General features: G+C 70.7%; 3 protein-coding genes and 1 pseudogene. All 4 read left to right on the forward strand.

Going from position 1 to position 2,792, the window contains the following annotated elements; genetic code table 11:
* Window positions 1-332 (forward strand): annotated as a pseudogene (locus tag AB0O00_RS34520) (sugar ABC transporter permease); the annotation flags it as partial.
* Window positions 329-1,303: a carbohydrate ABC transporter permease gene (locus AB0O00_RS34525; protein WP_363658590.1), complete on the forward strand. Its 975-nt coding sequence runs from the start codon at window positions 329-331 to the stop codon at window positions 1,301-1,303. The pseudogene AB0O00_RS34520 and the gene AB0O00_RS34525, both read left to right, overlap by 4 nt.
* A gap of 89 nt (window positions 1,304-1,392) precedes the next feature.
* On the forward strand, window positions 1,393-2,421 hold the full coding sequence (locus tag AB0O00_RS34530; RefSeq protein WP_363658592.1) for a LacI family DNA-binding transcriptional regulator: 1,029 nt from the start codon (window positions 1,393-1,395) through the stop codon (window positions 2,419-2,421).
* A gap of 25 nt (window positions 2,422-2,446) precedes the next feature.
* On the forward strand, window positions 2,447-2,792 hold a 346-nt coding region (locus tag AB0O00_RS34535; protein ID WP_363658594.1), incomplete at its 3' end, for a beta-galactosidase.

Here is a 2,792-nt window from a genome sequence, read left to right on the forward strand (position 1 = left end):
GGCCGGAGGCCGCCGACGGCGCCGGGCGGCTGCGGCGGATGTGGCACATCACGCTGCCGGGCCTGCGCGGGGTGATCGTGCTGATGCTCGTCCTGCGGCTCGGCAACGCCCTGTCCGTCGGCTTCGAGCAGTTCCTGGTCCAGCGCGACGCCGTCGGCCACGACGCCGCGGACGTCCTGGACACCTTCTCCTTCTACTACGGCATCGCCACCGGCGGCTACAGCTACGGCGCGGCGGCCGGGCTCTTCAAGAGCGTGGTCTCGCTGCTGCTCATCTGGGGTGCCAACAAGCTGGCGCACGCCTTCGGCGAGGACGGGCTGTACCGCAAATGACGAACGCACTCACCATGGGTTCGCGGGGCGAGAAGCGCCGCACCACGACAGCAGCCGCCCGCCGCCGGGCCCACTCCGCCCGCCCGCCCTGGGACGATCCGCCCACCGCCGTCGGCCAGGCCGCCAAGGGCCTCACGCTCGGCGGGACGCTCGCCGTCATCCTGGTCCCGCTCTGGATCATCGTCCTGACCAGCTTCTCCACCCCCGGCGCCATCAACCGGGCCGGCGGCCTGGTGATCTGGCCGGACGGCCTGACCACCGAGACGTACCGCCAGATGCTCGGCGACCCGACGATCATCACCGCGCTGGGGGTGAGCCTGGGCATCACCGTGGTCGGCACCGCGCTGTCCATGGCCGTCTCCATCCTGTGCGCCTACGGCCTCTCCCGGCCACGCTCCCTCGGGCACCGCTTCGTCCTGCTGCTGCTGATCACCACGATGTTCATCAGCGGCGGCCTGATCCCGAGCTTCCTGGTCGTCACCGGCCTCGGCGGCTACGGCCAGTGGTGGGCGCTGATCCTGCCGAGCGCGGTCTCCGTCTTCAACATCCTGGTGCTGCGCGCCTTCTACCAGGAGACCTCCTCCGAACTGATCGATGCGGCCCGGATGGACGGCGCCGGCGACTGGCGCATCCTGTGGTCGGTCGTCCTGCCCACCTCGCGCGCCGTCACCGCCGTCACCGCGCTGTTCTACGCCGTCGGGTACTGGAACTCCTTCTTCAACGTCATGCTCTACATGCCGACGGACAGTCAGAAATGGCCGCTGCAGTACGTGTTGCTCACCTACGTCAACCGGGCGAACGGCCTGCCCGGTTCGGTCAACTCGGGCTTCGGGAACACCAGCGTGCAGACCGCCCCGCTGTCGCTGCAGATGGCGGTCGTGGTCCTCACCCTGGTACCACTGGTGATCGTGTACCCGTTCGTGCAGAAGCACCTTCGTACCGGTGTCCTCACCGGAGCGATCAAGGGCTGAGCCGTCCGCTCCGGTCCGGCGCGCCCCGCCGGACCGGGACCGGGCCGGGAACACGCCCTCAACGGAACCGAAACGAAGGAAACAGAGCGATGGTGAAACTCGCCGATGTGGCCAGGCACGCCGGCGTCTCGTCCAGCACGGTCAGCTACGCCCTCAGCGGCAAGCGCCCGATCTCCCACGAGACCAGGACCCGCATCGAACGAGCCATCACGGAGCTCGGCTACCACCCCAACGCGGGTGCCCGGGCCCTGGCCGGCAAGCGTTCGCACATCATCGCCCTGGTCGTGCCACTCAACCCCGAGGTACACGTGCCCACCATGACGGAGATCGCCATCGCCGTCACCGTCGCGGCCCGCGAACACGGCTACGACGTCCTGCTGCTCACCAACGACGAAGGCCCCGAAGGCGTCCGCCGGGTCGCCGCCACCGGACTCGCCGACGGCGTCATCCTCATGGACGTACGGCTCGACGACGACCGCATCCCGGTCCTGCGCGCCGAGGACATCCCCGCCGCACTCATCGGCCTGCCCGACGACCCCACCGGACTCTCCTGCGTCGACCACGACTTCGCCACCGCCGGCGCCCTGTGCGCCGACCACCTCGCCGACCTCGGCCACCGCGACGTCGCCTTCATCGGCTACAGCAGCGGCGTCTACCGGCGCCACTCCGGCTACGCCGAGCGCACCCTGAACGGCTTCCGCTCCCGCGCCGAACGGCGCGGCCTGCGCTTCCTTCACCGGCCCTGCGAGGGCACCTACGAGAGCACCGCCGGCACCCTGGCCCGCATCCTCGCGGACCGCCCGGACACCACCGGCTTCGTCGTCCAGAACGAGACCGCGATCGGCCCGCTGCTCAGCCTGCTGCGCGCCAGCGGGCGCACCGTGCCGGAGGACGCCTCCGTCATCGCCATCTGCCCCGACCCGCTGGCCGAGCAGCACGCCCCCCGCCTCACCTCCGTGACCAGCCCCAAGAAGGACCTCGGGCAGGTCGCCGTCGACCAGGTCATGGCGCGGATCACGGCGATGACCACGGGCGAGGAGGTGGCGGACCAACTCCTCCTGATGCCGCCGGAGCTGGTGGTCCGCGAGAGCACCGCACCGGCCCCGCACCACAGTTGACTCCTCAGCAAAGGACCTGTCGCCCATGGACATCCGCCGGCTCACCGACCGCCTCGGCGGCCTCGCCTTCGGCGGGGACTACAACCCCGAACAGTGGGACGCCGAGGTGTGGAAGCAGGACGACGAGCTGATGCGCCACGCGCGCGTCAACCTCGCCACCGTCGGCGTCTTCTCCTGGGCCCTGATGGAACCCGAAGAAGGCCGCTACGACTTCGACTGGCTCGACGCCCACCTCGACCGCCTCCACGCGGCCGGGGTCGCCGTCGACCTCGCCACCCCCACCGCCTCTCCGCCGCCGTGGTTCACCCTGGCCCACCCGGACTCCCTGCCCGTCGGCCCCGACGGCACCCGGCTGACCCACGGCAGCCGGG

This window comes from Kitasatospora sp. NPDC093558 (assembly GCF_040683475.1).
GTDB lineage: Bacteria > Actinomycetota > Actinomycetes > Streptomycetales > Streptomycetaceae > Kitasatospora.